A 16,603-nucleotide genomic window follows, 5' to 3' on the forward strand; every position below is an offset into this window, starting at 1 on the left:
GCCGCACGGTCCGACTAACGTCCCCTTTGGGTCTTGGCCGTGTAAAAACGGTCTCAAGAGAGGTCGGTTCTGAGAGCCAAGAGCCGAGGGTGTCTCAGGCGGCGATCGCCGCGATCAGCGGCTTGGTTCCGATGATGTTCATGACCCGTGTGAGGTTGTAGGCCAGGACGGAGAGTGCCATCTCGGCGGCGACCTTCGGAAGGGTTTTGGTGAGGAAGTGCGTCGCTCCCATGCGGGCCTTCATCGTGCCGAACGGATGCTCGACTGTTTCTCGACGCTGGCGCATGGCCTGTGGATTTGCATCAAGGCGCTGCTGCACAGCTTCGAGCAGATGCTCTTGCTCCCATCGTGGAATCCGCCGCTCTGGCCCTGTCGTGCACTGGGATTTGAGCGAACAGTTCTGACAGGCTGTGGTCCAGTAGCGCCTTATCTCCTTGCCATCTTCCTCGCTCGTGAAGCGATATGGCAGTTGCTCCCCAGCCGGACAGCGATAGGCGTCTTCCTCCGGCAAATAGACAAAGTCCTGCTTGCCGAAACGCCCATCTGACTTGGCGCCCGACGTTTGCGGCTTGGGCAGAGTTACCGTGACGCCGGCCTCGTGGCACGCGAGGATCTCCAGGCTGCTGAAGTAGCCGCGATCGGCCACGGCCTCGAGCGTCTCGGTCTTTAGAACGGCCTTCGCCTGCTTGGCCATGCTGGCTAGTTGGGCCCGATCTGAGCCGCTGTTCGTGACCTCATGTGCCACAATCAGATGATGCTCGGTATCGACGGCAACCTGCACGTTGTAGCCGACGACGCCGGAACCGCGGCCACTTGTCGCCATCGAACGGCTGTCTGGATCGGTCAAGGAGATTTGCTGGTCGGGCGAAGCCAGCATCTGCTTCTCGTAGACGGCAAGCTTGCCCATTTCCTCCTTCAGCTTGGTCAGCTTCTCGCTGAGCCTCGTCACCTTCGCGGCCAGCGCCTCGCTCGGCTCCTGTCGGTCGGCCGTGTCAAGTTGGCTCAGATAGCGCGAGACGCTCTCCTCCAGCTGCGCACGCCGCCGTTGCACCTTCGCCCGCGTGAAGTTCTTGTCCCGGTTGTTCACGGCTTTGAACTTGCTGCCATCGATGGCGACGCTCGCCGTCGCGAGAAGGCCCATCTCACGGCAGAGTTCGACGAAGCGCGCACAGACCTTGCGTAGCGCCAGGTCATTGTCCTTGCGGAAGTCCGCGATCGTCTTGTGATCGGGAGCGAGCCGACCCAGCAGCCACATGACCTCGACATTGCGTCCGGCCTCTCGCTCCAGCCGTCGGCTCGACTGCACCCGGTTCAGATAGCCATAAATATAAAGCTTCAGGAGAGCCGAGGGATGGTACGACGGCCGACCGGTCGTCGCCGGCTCCACCCCTTCGAAGCTCATCTCGGCCAAATCGAGCGTGTCGACAAACACGTCGATCACGCGAACAGGGTTGCTCTCGTCAATGAAATCGTCGAGGCATTCGGGCAGTAGCGTCGACTGCCCGCGGTCCGCCCCCGCAACGAAGCGCTTCATCAATTCCCCCCGAAGAATCGCGGGAGAATCATAACAGCGGGCAGCGTTTTCACACAGCCAGGGTCATTTTCGACACATTCAACGAGGGTTGTCGGCTTGTTGACGTCCGCTTTGCCACGAAACGGCCGAACCTGGGCCGGGCCAGAAGCGTTGCGTTTGGACCGACCCCATGATTCAAACTTCAAATTGGGGGTCGAATCATGCGCTACGAACTCGCCGACTATGAATGGCTCGCCATCAAGCCGATGCTGCCGAACAAGCCGCGTGGCGTTCCTCGGGTAAACGACCGACGTGTCCTCAACGGCATCTTCTGGGTCCTTCGATCCGGGGCACCTTGGCGTGATCTGCCGGATCATTTTGGCCCCTACACGACCTGTTATAACCGTTTCGTCGCTGGCGGCGGGCTGGTGTCTGGGGCCGCATTATCGACGCACTTGCCGCCGCCCACGACTCCGCAGTCCAGCTGATCGACACATCCATTGTCCGCGTGCATCAGCATGGAGCCTGCATCACACGAAACCAGCGCCAATCGATGGGTAGGTCACGCGGCGGCTTGACGAGCAAAATTCATGCGGTGGTCGATAGCAATGGTCTGCCGGTGCGGCTGGCGCTGAGCCCCGGTGAGGCCCACGACGTGCGGCTTGCCAGGAAACTGCTGTCTCGTCTGAAAGTCGGGTCAATGTTGCTTGCCGACCGTGGCTATGACGCCGATTGGATCAGGGACCTTGCCATGAAGAAGGGCGCGTGGGTCAACATCCCGCCGAAAAGCAATCGCAGCGATCCGATCTGTTCAGCCCCTATCTCTACCGCGCTCGTAACCAGGTCGAGCGGTTCTTCAACAGGATCAAACAACGTCGTCGGGTGGCGACGCGCTACGACAGGCTCGCTGCCAACTACCTAGCCTTCGTTCAACTCGCGTCGATCAGGCTATGGCTATGCCTTAATGATGGGGTGGACGCCCCGCCGACGGCATCAATGTGCCAAAGTGGAGGTGTTGAGCACCACTTAAGGGAGGCGTCCGTGTCAAAGGTTACCACGATCGGTCTGGATATTGCCAAGCATGTTTTTCACGCTCACGGCGTGGACGGACGCGGTCTCGCGTTGTTCAGCAAGCGGCTCAGCCGGGGAAAGGTGCTCGATTTCTTCGCGGCTCAGCCTAGCTGCACTGTCGCGCTGGAAGCATGTGGCGGAGCGCACCATTGGGCTCGCCAGCTTACTCAGCTTGGCCATCAGGTTCGGTTGATCCCACCGGCCTATGTAAAGCCGTTCGTGAAGCGACAAAAGAACGACGCGATCGATGCCGAGGCAATTTGCGAAGCCGCTCAGCGGCCGAACATGCGGTTCGTTGCCGTGAAGAGTGAAGAACAACAGGCGGCAGGTCTAGTATTTCGAACCCGCGACCTGTTGGTGCGGCAGCGAACTCAGCTCATCAACGCCGTACGAGGACACCTCACGGAATATGGTTGGATCGCTCCGAAGGGGCCGTCCCATATGGCAAGGCTCGCCGATCTGATCGAGGAAGAAGAGGTGATAAATTCGCTTCCCGACGCGGCCCGCGCCATGTTCCGTTTAATGCTTGATGTGCTCACTGACCTCAACGACAGGATTGCGGATCTTGACAAGGAAGTCGCGCGGCGAGCTCGAGATGGCGGCGGCATTGCGGCTGGCCTGGGAACGATGAGGAACATCGCGGCGCGAGGTGCATTTTTACGATAGACCGGGGGGTGACGCGTGTTGGAGTGTGTCATGCGTGATGTCGCCGAACTACTTGAGCGGAAGCGCGTCCTGCTCGACCGGCGCGAGGACGCCGCACCGAACATCCTCGCCCAAGTCGAACGGGAGCTCAGGGAAATCAACGAGGAGCTTGCCCGGCTCGAGGACCTGACGGCCCCGGCCACTGCTACCCCTTAGCTAAGCGGACGGCCGGAGGCTTTGCTCCACCTAAGAGGGCGACAAAGGGCGCGACCCACGCCGCCGCCGTATTGCCAAGCAGCACCATGGTCAGAACGGTTTGCGTGAACATCATGCCGATCTCCGCAATGCGGCGGCCCATGGCCGCCGCAGGCGCATCGGGACACCGCCGGGGCGCGGCGGATCGTCGCCCTCGCCATCGAGGCGGCGCAGCGCCGCGAGGATGTCGGCGAGCCGGATCGGGTAATCCATGCCCGGGATCTCGCGCAGCGATGGGCAGGATTCGACCGCGAACATGTCGGATGCCCACGACGACAGGATGACCCGCTTTTCAGGCGCGGACAGCTTGTCGTCATTCAGGACCGCGTCCGGAGACGCATAGTGCGCGGCCGGATGAAACAGGAAGTCGAGCTTGCCGGAGTTCGTGTTGGCATTGGTCATCTGTTGCCTCCCTTTACGCTCCTTTCGTGGGACGGTGTTGCAGATCGATGAGCCGGCGGCCGACGCCGCCGGCCGTAATCGTACCTATTGGGCCTTGATGGCGATGCGCTTGACGCCGGCCCGCGGGTTTTCGGACTTCGGCAGCGAGATCGTCAGGACGCCGTTCTTGAACGAGGCCTCCGCCTTGTCCTCCTCGACGCCTTCCAGCGCAATCTGCCGCTCGAAGGCGCCGTAGGTGCGCTCGGTGAAGTGCTTGCCTTCGTCCTTACGCTCGTCCTTCTTCTCGCCACGGATGGCCAGGACGCCGTTTGCGATTTCGATCTGCACGTCCTTCTCCGTCATGCCGGGAAGCTCGGCCGAGATCGTCACCGCCTTGTCGGTGTCGCTGACCTCGAGCTTCGGCCAGCCGAACCGCCCTTCCATCAGTGGGGACAGGCTTGGTGCGCCGAAGCCGCGGAAGGCGTCGTCGAACAGCCGGTTCATCTCGCGGTGCAGCGTCATGAACGGATCATAGGTGCCGCGCGAGGGCACAAGCTCCTGGCTTTTCGACCAGGGAACGAGATCACGAATTGCCATGGTTCTTCTCCTTCAGATGTCTTCTCTCCTTCATGCATGCGGCGAGGGAGCGCGGACGCGCATCGGCGCGCCGCGTTCCACCGTCATCACCTCGATCGCGGTCAGGCCGCCTGCTTCTGCTCGATCTGCGGCGAGGAGGAGTTGCCGGCCGCGATATTGATTCTGCGCGGCTTCATGGCCTCGGGCACTTCGCGGACCAGATCGATGATCAGGAGGCCATCCCGGAACGAGGCCTGCTTCACCTGGACGTAGTCGGCCAGGTTGAACACGCGCCGGAACGGACGTGCCGCAATGCCCTGGTACAGGTATTCGCCGGCGGCCTTCTCGGGCTTCCTGCCCTCGATGGTCAACGCGTTCTGCTCGGCTGTGACGGTGATGTCGTCGGCGCCAAAGCCTGCGACCGCCAGCGAGATCCGGTAGTGATCTTCGCCGGAACGCTCGATGTTGTAGGGCGGGTAGTTGTCCTCGCTCGTGTGGCGCAGCGCGCCGTCAACGAGGCCGGCCAGGTGATCGAAGCCGATGGTGGAGCGCCACAGGGGCGCGAAGTCGAAGGTGGTCCTCATACCAAGTCCTCCAAAGAGCAAGATGGTTACGAAGGAACGCTAGACGACAGGTCCGAAAACCGGACGCCCGGCGCCCGCACCGGACCCATGACGGCGTCCGATACACCGCTCCCGCGGCAAAAAACGACTTAGAAAAACGACAAGCCGATTCAAGAGGGACCGCGAAAATTTTTCGACGCCCTGGATGCCGCGCCGCATCATGGAGCTCGCGCAACGCAGCGACGTTAAGGGTTGCTTACAAGGCAGGCGGCCGCCGCTTGACAGCGGGAGCGACCTGAATAATTTTTCTCCACCGGGAATTCATTCCGTTTCTCGAAACCGAAAAGGACAACAACGACCGTCTGGAGCGGCGACAATGTTCAATGAAGATATTGCCCGTATCCGCGCCCGCCGCGGTAACACCCGCAGGTATGCACGCCTGCTGAAGACCAGGCTTTCGGACCTCGAGCGTCAGTATATCGAAGGTCGATTGTCAGAGGAGTGGGCCGCCTCGGGGCACTGGTCCGAAGCGTTCCCTGTCTCGTTTACCATGCCCAAACATCTCGGCGCACCCCCGAGCGCGGAGGCGTCATTATGACCAACTTCCCCTCTCGAACCGGAGACGACCGCTTCGCGGCATTCGACATCGTGCTGAAGAGGCGCGGCCGCGGCAGGTGGAAATGGTCCGTCTGTGCGGCCGGAGGAGAGACCATCCTATGCGGGTCGGAATGCAGTCGCCCGGCCGCGCGGTACAAGGCACAGAGTGCGCTCTTTCTCCTGCTGTGCGCCAGTGCCTCGCGTATTCCCGCGTTGCCGCCTGCGTCAGCATCGGAGATCTTCGAGGCGAGCGCTCGCAGGCCGCAGAGCCGGATCACGATCGAAGGATTGCGCCAGCCGAGAAAGTGCTCGGAAGATATCGAGAGGCTCCGTTCGGCCCATGCGGCCGCCGCTGCGTCCAAGGCGATGGCCCGGCGCCTTGTGCGTCGGACCCTTCGCCCATCTGGAGGCATGGGTGCATCCGAGCTCTAGGGAGCTCGGAGAGGCGGGGAGATCTACATCGAAGCCCGACGGTCGGGATGGCCTGTCGTCGGGGAAAACAGAGCTGGAAAGGACGGCCGACCGACCGAGACCCGAGGGATCGTCAAGGCTGCAGCGCGCGGGTGCTGCATCCAGTTTTCCGCCAGCGTATGGATGCAGCTCGTCTTCGACGACCTTCTTCGGACTGGCGCCGGTCCAGCGCGAGGCCGAGAACAGCCGTCGCACGTTCGTCAGCGCGGCGAGGCGACCGTGAAAGGCCGCCCGGAATTCATCGGCGGTCTCCGCTTTGGCCAGACGCAACTCGCCTGGATCACCGCAGGGAGATTGTTGGCGCGGTGGTCGACTTTGTGGGTGAGGAGCATCATCCTCTCCTCCGCTTGCTTGCGCGAGGTAATGTCGACCAGCATGTTGACCGCGCCGACCAGCCGGCATCGCGTCCCTTCCAGTTCTCCGCAAGGCCAACTCGGGTTTACGAGCGCTGCACTAGTCTAGAAGCCCAGCGCCGCCGGGGAGCTGGGAGCATTGCAGACGGATAAATGCGCGGGTCAGTGCTTCCCCCAAGCAATAGCCCCCAGAGCGCCTACCGGGTTCCAAAGAAGGCAGGATCCGTCCGGCCTCCCTACCGCCCGATCGTCCGCGACCGACATGAAGCCAATGTTGCAGCTGGCTTGGCAGCATCTCAGCCCGCTAATCCGGGCAATTCGCTCCGAAGGCCGGTCATAACAAAGTTCACGCCTATTGCCGCTACAATCAGCGCCATGATGCGCGTCATAACGTTAATTCCGGTCTTGCCGAGAAATCGCTCGATAGCAGCGGCCGTCCAAAGTGTCGACCCGATCAGGAATGTCGCGATGATCGACGCTGCACCAAGTAACGCGGTGGAGGACCAGCCAGGGTTGTCGTTGGAGAGTGTGATGATGATGCTGACTTCGGCCGGACCGACGAGCAAGGGAAATGCGAAGGGCGTTATCGCCCGACCGTGGATATCCACCTCACTGCGGTCGACTCCGCTGGGTGGCTGCATGAACTTCCCATACTGCGCCTGAAACATCTCGAGCGCGATCACCAGCGCGAGTAACCCGCCCGCGATACGAAAGTCGTCGAGACCAACATTGAAAAAATTGAGTATTTGCTTGCCAAGGACGGCTGCTCCAACAAAAAAGATCGCGACCGCAGTGCATGCTAAAACGATGATGCGATGGATACTGGCACTTCCCGCCTGTCGCGTGATCGTCAGAAAGATTGGAATGGCTCCGACGGGATTGGTCAACGCGTAAAGCAGTATCGTGATCCCAATGAATTGGTTCCAGAGCATAGCTGTGCCTACCCCGAGAAGCTCTGCTCCGCACTTCTCGTCGCAAGCTGCGCTCGACAACAACTCTCCGATCCGACGCCTCGGAGTGCGTCGCAAGATGCGGGACGCCCGTTCGACCCTCGTTTCGTATCCATGGTCAAAGTGCTTTGAGAAACCTCTCAGCGAAGTGTAGCTCGCTCATCACACATACGATTCGGAGCGGACCCTCGGCAATTCAAAAGATCTAGAGACGTCGGTCCGGAAAGCCTGCTGCGGCTTGAGTTCCTCAAAGATCGGGGCATGATCCGGCGCATGCTGTAAGGTCGGCCAGCGCTCCCATATCTAAGAGGTTTCCGACGTGGATTAGAAATCACTGCGCAATCAACCTTGCAACGCGAAAATAGGCCGCCCTCTGCGCCGTCGGCTGGACAGTCTAGGAGTGTGTATTGCAGCTCTTGTCGGTGGGCGTAGGCGACTGCCGCTTCTGCCGAGGGAAACGAGAGTTCCAGTTGAGCGAGCGGATCGTCGTCCTCCGTCCAACCCATCAGCGGCTCGATCCTAAGCGGCGTGCGGCGCTCGAACCTTAGCCTCCATTCCCTTTTTTGCTTGGGCGCCGAAGTCATGACCGAAGGCGCCGCCTTGTATATGATCGCTTGAGCGCCAGCGAGAAGTGTAGATGATGCATAGCCCGGCATTTTGTTTTTCTCCTCAAAGTCATTTTTGAGCCATATGTCGGTTTGTGCGTTTTCATTCATGGCAGCAGCGCAGCACGCGGGCGTTCGCGACATCGTATTCGAATGCGACAGACATCTTTATTTGCGTCAGGTCCGCGAGTTCGGACTGAAGTCGAGCAGTAACGTACTCAAGCCAGAGCCGATCTAGAATCGACCTCCGACGTTTCAAGTTTCGGTAACGCTTGCGAGGCCTGATCCATCAATTGATTGACCGTCACACTCGTTTGAGCGCGGCGCAACGAGCGCTTGGCATCAATGACACGGCCGGTGAAGTGGAATTTGACCAAGTTCCGCAGCGGCTTCTGTTTCAGCGTCTCGTCACCAGGATCGACAGCATTGGCATCCCTGGATGACGGCCGCCGCCGAGTAGGTCCGGCGGCGTCATCCGGGAATGCTTGGTAGCTTCCACCTCGCACCGTCCGAGGCGTCACTCGATGCCGCTTCTCAATAGAGCTCGCGCCACCTCGAGTTCGCTGATGGCCTGACGCAACGCTTGGCGGGCCTCTCCTTTGTCGCCTTCTGAGCAAGCAATGCTTAATCGCTTCAGATGTCGTGCTGCCGTTTCCGCATGCGCGACGATATCAGCGGCGCCGACGAAGCTGGAAGTCTTTTTCTTGTCCATGACCTACCTAGATCATCAAGGAGACACTCCGGTTCGGGAGAGCGGCGAGGCGTGCCGCGGACGCCAACTCCGCAAATGCCCGAGTCACAACCGTTTGGCTTGTGCGGCTATGTCGCCGACAGCGTGCCGGCTTCGTTCCACCGATCCGGCCAGATCGGTCTACGAAAGTCTCCGACGATGTGATTTGTTCTGCAGAAATTAGAAACGTCCCGGTCGGTTTCAAGTGCTTCTTGAGCGGAGAGCAGAGTATTGTTGGGAACGGCGCAGCGCTGAGGCGGTTTCTGCTCGTTGCGGAGAATATGAAAGCGTTGAGGACCGATAGGTGCGAATACTGGTCGTCGAGGATGATCCCCTGATCCGAGAATTGGTGGTCGATGTATTGCGCGCTGAAGGCCATAACGTCATCCAGGCCGCCGACGGCGAAGAGGCCTTGGTCTGGTGTAGCCGTAAGATTGCGGACGTGTTGATTACCGACATCCGGCTCCCTGGCAAGGTTGACGGCTGGCAGATCGCCGAGCGGTGCCGCGAGAACGACCCGGATCTGCCGGTGATATACGCGACGGGATCCTCTCCGGTGACGCCGCGCCCGGTCTCCGGCAGCCTGATTTTGGAGAAGCCCTATCATCCCGACCAACTCGCGCAGGCCGTGAGGGACGTTACCGCATCGAACTAGATCTCACTCCAGACGGCCGGAAACCCGGCGAACGGCAGCCAACTCGCTCATGTGGGATATTGTCTGGCTTAGGTTGGGCCGCCACGGGCGTTTCGTTCCGCCGGCCGTACCCTCGACCACATGTCTATTCGCCCTGGACCGGGAGCGACCTGCATGCGCGGCTGCCGCTCGACGAACCGACCATATCGCCCGGCTTTGCCTGCCCGGCCCATCCTGGGTTTACCGGCGATGCCCGACCCCGAATTCTGCGCCCCGTGTGGCAGCGGCTTCGTCGTTTGAGCCCGAAGCCAGCGCAGATAGGGCAGGCGCGAAAGCGTAGGCGCTGGCAATCCACTTCGTGGCTTTTCCTCCGAAGCTGTTTTGCGGAGCGCTCAGATATGCTTTGGCTTCGATCCGACTTTTAACTGGAAGCTCCGGAACAATTTCATTTCATCGAAGTTTTGGCATCGCCTTACCTGCCGTCGCTCGTCCCTAGGGCGCAGCAGTACGGGGATACTGTCAACCGGCTCTTGGGGGATTTGGCTATGGGCTCCATCAGCACTTCCCGGCGCTGCGGCCAGCGGATCGACCATCTGCTGGGTTCGCTCTATTGGAAATCCGGCCATCGCTTCGCGAGAGGCGGCATTAGGCGTCTTTCGAAATTGCGAAGTAAACTTAGGTCTGTTGCGGGCAGGATGGCCGCAGAAATCGCACCCACGTCTCGATAGCCACGCGAATTGGAGAAGGAGCGATCGTCATGTCGAACGTCGCAACACTGCCGTCTCTCACGTCGGAGGAAGGGCTCTCTCGCTACCTCGTGGAAATTCGGAAGTTCCCGCTTCTCTCCGCGGAGGAGGAGTTTACCTGCGCGAAGCGTTGGCGCGAACTGGGCGACCGCGACGCAGCATACCGTCTCGTCACCAGCCACCTCCGGCTGGCTGCGAAGGTCGCGATGAAGTACCGCCGTTACGGGCTGCCGATCGCGGACCTCGTTTCGGAAGCCAATCTGGGTCTGATGCAGGCCGTCAAGCGGTTCGAACCCGATCGAGGCTTTCGGCTTGCAACCCTTGCCTTGTGGTGGATCAAGGCGTCGGTCCAAGACTACGTCGTCAGATCTTGGTCGCTCGTAAAGATGGGAACCACTGCAGCTCAAAAAAAGCTGTTCTTCAACCTTCGTCGGCTCAAGAACAGGATATCCGCTTTTGAGGAGGCCGACATGGCGCCCGACCAGGTAAACTATGTGTCCGAACAGTTGAAGGTGGCTTCGCGGGAAGTGATCGAGATGGATCGGCGGCTGCGTGGCGATCTCTCACTCAACGTTCCAATCGGCCAAGAGGACACGCTGGCTGAGTGGCAGGACCGCCTGATCGATCCCTCGCCGAGCCCGGAACGCCTGCTGATGGACGAGGATAATAACCGCCGGCGGCTGGGCGCGCTCTCGGAGGCACTTCAGACGCTGTCCGCGCGCGAACGCGCAATTTTGCAAGCAAGGGTGCTCACGGACGAGCCGAAGACCCTGGACGAACTGGCACGGCAGTATCGACTGTCCCGCGAGCGGATCCGCCAAATTGAACAGCGCGCACTCCAGCGGGTGACGTACGCCGTGCGGGTGCGATTGACAAACGCTCCGGCGCCGACCTGCTGTCAGTGAGAAGGTCGTGTTGGAAATGGCGAATCTCAATAGCCGCGCATCGGGGTCCCTTCAACGTCCCGAATAGGAGGTCGTGCTCACGGAATAAGTGCTTGGTGCCATGCCGAACATCGGGGCTTCGGTATGATCGCCGGCGTTGTGCGTTGTATTCAATTGCGGGGCACCTACCGCACTTCGCCATGATGGCTTCTGACTTTTCTATCGACGTGACACGTACGTTCGGGTCCAACAATCGTCCGGTCGGCGCTGTCCAATCGGACGGAAGCCGTGTTGCGCGTTCGCGGCGCATCCCGCGCGCCAAATATTCGCGTGCTGAGGCTTGAAACCGACCTTTCCTCCCCTAGGTGGTTTGTCGCTGGGACCGTTCCGACTCAGTTCTGTGAGACATCGCAGACCTACGAAGGAGGAGGTGCATTCCGTCAGTGGGAGCGCGTGCCGACGCGTGGCATTGCCGCTAAGGAGGAGACGGAGGGCTGTAAACGGATCTTTGGAAGCGGAGGAGAAAAAGGAGGATCTCGCCATGGCTGCCAAGGAGGTGAAATTCGCTGCGGAAGCTCGCGACCGAATGCTGCGGGGCATCGATATCCTGGCAAATGCAGTCAAGGTCACGCTCGGTCCGAAGGGGCGCAATGTAGTCATCGAAAAGTCGTTCGGTGCTCCTCGCATTACGAAGGACGGGGTCACCGTCGCGAAGGAAATCGAGCTCGAGGACAAGTTCGAGAACCTGGGCGCGCAGATGGTGCGCGAGGTCGCGTCCAAAACGTCCGACGTCGCGGGCGACGGCACGACCACTGCAACCGTGCTCGCGGAAGCCATCGCAAGAGAGGGAGTCAGATCGGTCGCGGCCGGCATGAATCCGATGGACCTCAAGCGCGGCATCGATCTTGCGGTCGATGCGGTCGTGGACGACCTCAAGGGGCATGCCAAGAAGGTGACCGCCAACGAGGAAATCGCGCAGGTCGCTACGGTTTCCGCGAACGGAGATGCGGAAATAGGCAAGTTTCTAGCCGACGCCATGATGAAGGTAGGCAATGACGGCGTGATCACCGTCGAGGAAGCCAAGAGCCTCAACACAGAGCTCGAAATCGTCGAGGGAATGCAGTTCGACCGCGGCTACGTTTCGCCCTATTTCGTCACAAACGCGGAAAAAATGCGGGTGGAGCTCGACGACGCCTACATCCTGATCCATGAGAAAAAACTGTCCGGACTGCAGGCGATGCTGCCGCTGCTGGAGTCCGTGGTGCAATCGGGCAAGCCCCTGCTCGTGATCGCCGAGGATATCGAGGGTGAGGCGCTGGCCACTCTCGTGGTCAACAGGCTTCGCGCCGGCCTGAAGGTCGCCGCTGTGAAAGCTCCGGGTTTTGGCGGGCGCCGCAAGGCCATGCTCGAGGACATCGCCATCCTTACCGGCGGCAAGATGATCGCCGGAGATCTCGGCATCAAGCTTGAGAACGTCACAGTCAGTATGCTTGGTCGCGGCAAGAAGGTGGTTGTAGACAAAGACAACACGACCATCGTCAACGGCGCCGGCGCGAAAAAAGATATCGAGGCGCGCGTTGGCCAGATCAAAACGTTGATCGAGGAAACCACCTCCGACTACGACCGCGAAAAGCTTCAGGAGCGGCTCGCCAGACTGGCAGGAGGAGTCGCTGTTATCCGCGTGGGCGGCGCCACGGAAGTCGAGGTCAAGGAGCGCAAAGACCGGGTCGATGACGCGCTTCACGCCACGCGCGCCGCAGTCGAGGAAGGTATCCTTCCCGGCGGGTGCGTGGCGCTGCTAAGGGCACAGGAAGCGCTTAAGGGTATCAAGGTCGCAAACCCGGATGAGAAGGCCGGCGTTGACATCATTCGCCGCGCGATCCAGATGCCGGCGCGGCAGATCGTGCAGAATGCCGGCGAAGACGGCTCATTGATCGTCGGCAAGTTGCTCGAGAATGATCAATACACTTGGGGCTTCAACGCCGCCACCGGCGAGTACGAGGACCTGGTGAAAGCCGGCGTGATCGATCCGACGAAGGTCGTTCGCACGGCGTTGCAGGACGCCGCTTCGATCTCCGCGTTGTTGATCACGACGGAAGCACTGGTGGCGGACAAATCCAAGAAAGCCGAGGCACACGCGCCCACCGCGCCCCCGATGGACTACTAGGCGTCAGTCAGTGCAGGCATCTAACTCAAAGTCGGGAGAAGATCCGTGGCAGATCCCTTAGCGCAGGTCAAAATGGGGACGGAGGCACTCGCTCTCTGCATTGCAGGCGTCTTGTGCGAACGTGAGCCAGCCCTTTTGGCAGCATTCCGAGAGAGCGCAGAATTGCTCTATCGCGTCCTTGATGATCGCGGGGATCATGAGGCTGCGGCGATGGTTAGCGCATTTGGAAGAGCGCTGGCGGATCCCTCCTTTAAGCGTTCTGCGAACTAGTCGACACAAGTAACAAGGCGATGACAAAATTTCCAATAACTGCTGCGGGTCACGCTGTCCTTGATGCCGAACTCAGACACCGCATCCGAGTGGCTCGCCCGGACCTTGTTCAGAGAATTCGGCAGGCGATTGCCGACGATGCTAACCTGATCGAGAACTCTGAATATCAGGCGGCCCACGCAGAACAGGAACTGAATGAAGCGCGAATCGCCGAATTGGAGGACAAGCTCGCGCGCGCTGACATTATCGATGTATCGAAGCTGTCCGGCCATGCGATCAAGTTCGGTGCCACCGTGACGCTGATCGATGAGGACAGTGGCAAAAAGCGGATCTGGCAGATCGTCGGCGAGCCCGAGGCAAACGCAAGCGCTGGCAGGATTTCCGTGACTTCACCGATCGCCAGGGCTCTAATCGGTAAGAGCAAAGGTGAAACCGTTTTCGTTGAGACACCGGGCGGCGGTAAGACGTATATGATCCAAAAGGTCGAGTGGCTTGAGGGCGGTCGAAGCGAGTAGAGCGGCGCATGACCGACTACGTAGTTGCAGACTGCATTTGTCGGCATCGATGCCGAAAATCCGTCGTGCTGCCTGCTGTTGTCGAAGGGGCCTCGGCTGATGCGGTGCCGGCCACGAAACTATGGGTTCGCCACTGAACTCAAGAAGACAATGGGCGAGGATAACAGAAGCCAACTCATGCCAAAGCTTCATCTCAAGTGATGGAGGGCGAGATGATGGTCAAGGCCACGACTGGACCACATCAACTCATCGCAAGCGATCACGTCGTGGGCATGGCAGTGCGATGGCCCAATGGTGCCGTGCTTGGTCACATCGAGTGGTTGATGATCGACAAGGCATCGGGGAAATTGTTGTATGCCGTGCTCAGTGTTGGCGGGTTTTTCGGCTCCCGCACCAACCTGATTCCCTTGCCTTGGGGCCGGTTGCGCTACAATCCAAAGCTCGATTCTTGCGAGCTCGACATCGAGGACGACGAGTTGAGGCGCGCACCGTCGTTCCGAGCCGACGAGGATTTTGACTGGGGTGACCGCACGCAGGAAGCGGCATTGCACCGCTTCCACAAAGCGTAGCTCATCCCCTCGGCCTGCGCCAGCCATGTCAAACTAGCTCGGCGCGTGGTGCCGGATTGCACTCGAGTTGGCGATCCTGCCGTTGTTTCGTCAACGGCCGGAAAGACCTTCCGGTGCCGTTGACGGTCACTACCAATGGTGCCAGCGGCGGTGCCACCATGGCCGGCCGACGTAAAAGCCCGGGGGCCGATAGTAAACCGGGGGCGGCGGATAATAGGCGTAGGCGCCGTAGAACGTCGGACGCCACCAGCACGGCCCCACGGATTACAGATCCAGCGGACCTGCTCAGCGTTGGGCTTGCTCTTGGCAATCTGATGCGCCTGCGGCAGGCCATTCGGCATTGCCATTGCGCTCGGCGTGAAAGCCAAAGCCGCAATGGCGATCAGAGCAGCCTTCCCCTTCATAAGATCCTCCTGACTAAAAAGGCTACAAACGCCGACGCGCGCCGGAGGTTCAAGCGGATGGCCACTTTTCACGTTTTTGAACGAGCGTTTAAGCGGCAGATTGAACGGACATCGTTCGCTTCCAACGGCGCGCCTGCAAATATCTCGAACGATCATCGCGCGACCAAATCCGCGCGATGAAACTGCGCTGCCCATGCTCGCAATTTAGGACGAGCACCCCCTGCAAATATCGCGGATCAGGTCCTTCGCGCGGAAATCCGATGTCCCGTTGAGGCGCTTCGCATCGATCCTCCGGCGAGCGATCGTTCCGTCAGACGGCCTGGCGCGAAGCGTTGCGGTGGGCTGAACTTGCTGCTTCGGGAGCGCCCGTTCCTTGCCCGCAACCTGAGTGATGCTAGACGCTGCGGCCAAGAGGGCGGACGCAACGAGCCAACGACGCATAGCTTGCCCTCCCGGTTAGCGTTTGCTCTTCCAAGCCTGAAGCCTGGTAAGCCAGTCTTTGAACGAACTGGAGAGCCAGCTCAGCTGCCTCACCATGCCTGGGATGATCTCGTTCCAGTGGGGCCAAGACGGCAAATAAGGGGTCTTCATTGTCCCATCCTCCTGCAACTAACATTGTGCGAGGAACAAATCCTCGGAGCTCGCCAATTCCACATGGGATTCGGCGGCGATCGACTTAGGAGAGCTGGCCCATTTTTCAAGACCGGCTCGCAGTAGAGCGTCTGGCCGGGCGGCGGCGCGCGGCCTGAGGCAGATCATCTCTACGACGCCCCAACAAGGTTGAGGTGCTTTTGACCCAACTGTTGCCGATCGTCGCCGGCAGCAAATCGAGGAGCACGACCTCCTGAAGGGTGCCGCCGGTCAGGACAAGGAAGATGCTCCTCGTCCAAGGCTCAAACCACATGAAGATCCACGGAGGGGACGAAGTACGTTGACGAACCGTTTCTGTCCTGCTCTCGGTCCACAGCCGGAATTGCCGGATTGATGGCAGGATCCTCTGGACGAATCCATGAAGCTCGCCCGGGTCGGCGCCCAACTTCACGCATCGGTCCTCAGGCACGCCTTGCACTTGTGCGGAAAGCTTCCTGAGCTTCTCAAGCCGGGCAAGCCGACCCTCCGGACTACTTGGAATGACGGTCGTTTACAGTTTGCACGAACCTGCGGCAGCGGTGAGGCGTCGCGAAGCGTCGAAGGTCGCCATCGATAGTAGTTTAGCAGTCGACCAAATGGACTGCCAAAATTTTTTGACCGCCCTCTTGAAGCCCCCTGCCACGAACCTAATTCCTTTCCCGCCGGGGGCCGGTTCCGGCCCCGGTCTATGACATCGCTACACCCATTAAGGAGGATGTGCATGCATTTCCGTCCATTGCACGACCGCGTGCTCGTGCGCCGCATCGACGCCGAGGAAAAGACCGCCGGCGGCATCATCATTCCCGACACAGCAAAGAAGAAGCCGCAAGAAGGCGCGGTCATCGCCGCGGGTCCCGGCGGGCGAAACGAACAAGGCCAGTTGGCCCGCTCGACGTGAAGGTCGGAGATCGAGTCCTGTTCGGCAAGTGGTCAGGCACCGAGGTCAAGATCGATGGCCAGGATCTGCTGATCATGAAGGAGAGTGATCTTCTCGGCGTCGTCGAACACCACGGCAAGCTGAAGAAGGCGGCGTAAGGTCGCAAAAGAAGCTGACAGTCATCGAATAGAAAGGAG

General features: G+C 60.2%; 16 protein-coding genes and 2 pseudogenes. 10 read left to right on the forward strand and 8 right to left on the reverse strand.

Annotated features, from left to right (window positions below; translation table 11 throughout):
• Window positions 1-94 precede the first annotated feature (94 nt).
• On the reverse strand, window positions 95-1,534 hold the full coding sequence (locus tag QA639_RS09495) for an IS1182 family transposase (RefSeq protein ID WP_283089412.1): 1,440 nt from the start codon (window positions 1,532-1,534) through the stop codon (window positions 95-97).
• 200 nt (window positions 1,535-1,734) lie between these two features.
• On the opposite strand from QA639_RS09495, the pseudogene QA639_RS09500 reads away from it, so the two are divergent.
• The 3 genes and pseudogenes from QA639_RS09500 to QA639_RS09510 all read left to right on the forward strand — a co-directional run.
• A pseudogene (locus QA639_RS09500) lies at window positions 1,735-2,470 on the forward strand (IS5 family transposase); the annotation flags it as partial.
• A gap of 39 nt (window positions 2,471-2,509) precedes the next feature.
• On the forward strand, window positions 2,510-3,250 hold the full coding sequence (locus QA639_RS09505) for an IS110 family RNA-guided transposase (protein WP_410712179.1): 741 nt from the start codon (window positions 2,510-2,512) through the stop codon (window positions 3,248-3,250).
• Window positions 3,251-3,280: 30 nt separating this feature from the next.
• On the forward strand, window positions 3,281-3,445 hold the full coding sequence (locus QA639_RS09510; RefSeq protein ID WP_160321696.1) for a hypothetical protein: 165 nt from the start codon (window positions 3,281-3,283) through the stop codon (window positions 3,443-3,445).
• 111 nt (window positions 3,446-3,556) lie between these two features.
• Here the strand turns inward: QA639_RS09510 and QA639_RS09515 are convergent, their stop codons facing one another.
• From QA639_RS09515 to QA639_RS09525, 3 genes are all read right to left on the reverse strand, one after another.
• Window positions 3,557-3,886 carry a hypothetical protein gene (locus QA639_RS09515; protein ID WP_050382897.1) on the reverse strand — a complete coding sequence of 110 codons (330 nt, stop codon included), beginning with the start codon at window positions 3,884-3,886 and terminating at the stop codon, window positions 3,557-3,559.
• 84 nt (window positions 3,887-3,970) lie between these two features.
• On the reverse strand, window positions 3,971-4,462 hold the full coding sequence (locus QA639_RS09520; protein ID WP_028337202.1) for an Hsp20/alpha crystallin family protein: 492 nt from the start codon (window positions 4,460-4,462) through the stop codon (window positions 3,971-3,973).
• Window positions 4,463-4,563: 101 nt separating this feature from the next.
• A complete protein-coding gene (locus tag QA639_RS09525) occupies window positions 4,564-5,025 on the reverse strand; it encodes an Hsp20 family protein (protein WP_050382895.1) in 462 nt (153 codons plus the stop codon).
• Window positions 5,026-5,380: 355 nt separating this feature from the next.
• Here QA639_RS09525 and QA639_RS09530 point away from each other — a divergent pair, with 355 nt between their 5' ends.
• The gene (locus QA639_RS09530) at window positions 5,381-5,602 is read left to right on the forward strand and encodes a hypothetical protein (protein ID WP_082190450.1); all 222 of its coding nucleotides are present in this window, start codon (window positions 5,381-5,383) and stop codon (window positions 5,600-5,602) included.
• A gap of 224 nt (window positions 5,603-5,826) precedes the next feature.
• On the opposite strand, the gene QA639_RS41870 is transcribed toward QA639_RS09530, so the two are convergent.
• The 4 genes from QA639_RS41870 to QA639_RS09545 form a co-directional block, all read right to left on the reverse strand.
• Window positions 5,827-6,474, reverse strand: coding sequence for an HWE histidine kinase domain-containing protein (locus QA639_RS41870; RefSeq protein ID WP_080667258.1), 648 nt, complete (start codon window positions 6,472-6,474; stop codon window positions 5,827-5,829).
• 247 nt (window positions 6,475-6,721) lie between these two features.
• A complete protein-coding gene (locus QA639_RS09535; protein ID WP_283089637.1) occupies window positions 6,722-7,357 on the reverse strand; it encodes a MarC family protein in 636 nt (211 codons plus the stop codon).
• A 158-nt stretch (window positions 7,358-7,515) separates the two neighbouring features.
• Window positions 7,516-8,124, reverse strand: coding sequence for an NADH dehydrogenase ubiquinone Fe-S protein 4 (locus tag QA639_RS09540; protein ID WP_346283722.1), 609 nt, complete (start codon window positions 8,122-8,124; stop codon window positions 7,516-7,518).
• A 373-nt stretch (window positions 8,125-8,497) separates the two neighbouring features.
• Entirely contained in the window at window positions 8,498-8,692 is a 195-nt protein-coding gene (locus QA639_RS09545; RefSeq protein ID WP_028337198.1) for a hypothetical protein, read from the reverse strand.
• Between the two features lie 322 nt (window positions 8,693-9,014).
• On the opposite strand from QA639_RS09545, the gene QA639_RS09550 reads away from it, so the two are divergent.
• The 6 genes and pseudogenes from QA639_RS09550 to groES all read left to right on the forward strand — a co-directional run bounded on the left by QA639_RS09550 (window position 9,015) and on the right by groES (window position 16,564).
• A complete protein-coding gene (locus QA639_RS09550) occupies window positions 9,015-9,365 on the forward strand; it encodes a response regulator (protein WP_283089638.1) in 351 nt (116 codons plus the stop codon).
• A gap of 736 nt (window positions 9,366-10,101) precedes the next feature.
• Window positions 10,102-10,995, forward strand: coding sequence for an RNA polymerase sigma factor RpoH (gene rpoH / locus QA639_RS09555; protein ID WP_283089639.1), 894 nt, complete (start codon window positions 10,102-10,104; stop codon window positions 10,993-10,995).
• 520 nt (window positions 10,996-11,515) lie between these two features.
• A complete protein-coding gene (gene groL, locus QA639_RS09560) occupies window positions 11,516-13,141 on the forward strand; it encodes a chaperonin GroEL (protein WP_283089640.1) in 1,626 nt (541 codons plus the stop codon).
• Window positions 13,142-13,431: 290 nt separating this feature from the next.
• On the forward strand, window positions 13,432-13,926 hold the full coding sequence (greA, locus tag QA639_RS09565; RefSeq protein ID WP_050382885.1) for a transcription elongation factor GreA: 495 nt from the start codon (window positions 13,432-13,434) through the stop codon (window positions 13,924-13,926).
• A gap of 212 nt (window positions 13,927-14,138) precedes the next feature.
• Entirely contained in the window at window positions 14,139-14,495 is a 357-nt protein-coding gene (locus QA639_RS09570; RefSeq protein WP_283089641.1) for a PRC-barrel domain-containing protein, read from the forward strand.
• A 1,755-nt stretch (window positions 14,496-16,250) separates the two neighbouring features.
• Window positions 16,251-16,564: pseudogene (groES, locus tag QA639_RS09575) on the forward strand (co-chaperone GroES).
• Window positions 16,565-16,603: the final 39 nt, after the last annotated feature.

Origin of the sequence: Bradyrhizobium pachyrhizi, assembly GCF_029714545.1 — a bacterium.
GTDB classification, from domain to species: domain Bacteria; phylum Pseudomonadota; class Alphaproteobacteria; order Rhizobiales; family Xanthobacteraceae; genus Bradyrhizobium; species Bradyrhizobium pachyrhizi.

What these genes read in the sequence shown, in the direction of transcription:
- QA639_RS09495 (WP_283089412.1), bottom strand. Translation starts at nt 1,534, where the DNA reads ATGAAGCGCTTCGTTGCGGGGGCGGACCGCGGGCAGTCGACGCTACTG.
- QA639_RS09505 (WP_410712179.1), top strand. Translation starts at nt 2,510, where the DNA reads ATGTGCCAAAGTGGAGGTGTTGAGCACCACTTAAGGGAGGCGTCCGTG.
- QA639_RS09510 (WP_160321696.1), top strand. Translation starts at nt 3,281, where the DNA reads ATGCGTGATGTCGCCGAACTACTTGAGCGGAAGCGCGTCCTGCTCGAC.
- QA639_RS09515 (WP_050382897.1), bottom strand. Translation starts at nt 3,886, where the DNA reads ATGACCAATGCCAACACGAACTCCGGCAAGCTCGACTTCCTGTTTCAT.
- QA639_RS09520 (WP_028337202.1), bottom strand. Translation starts at nt 4,462, where the DNA reads ATGGCAATTCGTGATCTCGTTCCCTGGTCGAAAAGCCAGGAGCTTGTG.
- QA639_RS09525 (WP_050382895.1), bottom strand. Translation starts at nt 5,025, where the DNA reads ATGAGGACCACCTTCGACTTCGCGCCCCTGTGGCGCTCCACCATCGGC.
- QA639_RS09530 (WP_082190450.1), top strand. Translation starts at nt 5,381, where the DNA reads ATGTTCAATGAAGATATTGCCCGTATCCGCGCCCGCCGCGGTAACACC.
- QA639_RS41870 (WP_080667258.1), bottom strand. Translation starts at nt 6,474, where the DNA reads ATGCCGGCTGGTCGGCGCGGTCAACATGCTGGTCGACATTACCTCGCG.
- QA639_RS09535 (WP_283089637.1), bottom strand. Translation starts at nt 7,357, where the DNA reads ATGCTCTGGAACCAATTCATTGGGATCACGATACTGCTTTACGCGTTG.
- QA639_RS09540 (WP_346283722.1), bottom strand. Translation starts at nt 8,124, where the DNA reads ATGTCGCGAACGCCCGCGTGCTGCGCTGCTGCCATGAATGAAAACGCA.
- QA639_RS09545 (WP_028337198.1), bottom strand. Translation starts at nt 8,692, where the DNA reads ATGGACAAGAAAAAGACTTCCAGCTTCGTCGGCGCCGCTGATATCGTC.
- rpoH (WP_283089639.1), top strand. Translation starts at nt 10,102, where the DNA reads ATGTCGAACGTCGCAACACTGCCGTCTCTCACGTCGGAGGAAGGGCTC.
- groL (WP_283089640.1), top strand. Translation starts at nt 11,516, where the DNA reads ATGGCTGCCAAGGAGGTGAAATTCGCTGCGGAAGCTCGCGACCGAATG.
- greA (WP_050382885.1), top strand. Translation starts at nt 13,432, where the DNA reads ATGACAAAATTTCCAATAACTGCTGCGGGTCACGCTGTCCTTGATGCC.
- QA639_RS09570 (WP_283089641.1), top strand. Translation starts at nt 14,139, where the DNA reads ATGATGGTCAAGGCCACGACTGGACCACATCAACTCATCGCAAGCGAT.